Source organism: Paenibacillus tyrphae (genome assembly GCF_024158745.1).
GTDB lineage: Bacteria > Bacillota > Bacilli > Paenibacillales > NBRC-103111 > Paenibacillus_G > Paenibacillus_G tyrfis_A.
The window spans coordinates 1-528 of record NZ_JAMZAW010000076.1 but is presented as its reverse complement, the minus strand read 5'-3'; the positions used below and the strand labels follow the sequence as shown (position 1 = coordinate 528).

1 protein-coding gene is annotated in these 528 nt (G+C 46.6%); it reads right to left on the bottom strand.

From position 1 onward, the window contains the following. Positions 1-516, bottom strand: a 516-nt coding sequence (locus tag NI000_RS36570) for an IS3 family transposase (protein ID WP_309247969.1), incomplete at its 3' end; no start/stop codon positions are given. Positions 517-528: the final 12 nt, after the last annotated feature.

The window sequence follows — 528 nt, the reverse complement described above, 5'->3', positions numbered from 1 at the left end:
CTCTTTAAGAGATTTACAGTCCTTGTAGTCGAGCTCGTCCTTCATATGACCAAAGAACGTCTCCATGGACGCATTATCCCAGCAGTTCCCTTTACGAGACATCGACTGCTTAAACCCAGCTTCGGCGATGAGGAGGCGGGTTTTCGGGTGCGTATAGTGCACACCCTGGTCAGAATGGAAGATGGCATCTGGATGAATATTTCCATCCAATCGTTTGAGTAGGCGAGCCATTGTCCGTTCAACTAAGGATAGCTCCAACGTTGAAGATAGATAGTGTGCCAGAATCTGCTTCGTAGCACCGTCTTTCACACAAGAAAGATATGCCCACTGACCGTTACCATAGCGCATGTATGTGATGTCTGTAAGGAGGACCTTCTCTGGTTCTCCTTGATCAAACTGACGTTCCAGGAGATTAGGACATGTACGATGTTCTTGCGTCGCTTTAGCCATTTTGCGATAGGGATTGGTTTGACGGATCGTAGCTACTAACCCAAACTTGCGCATGATACGACGAATCTTTTTATGATT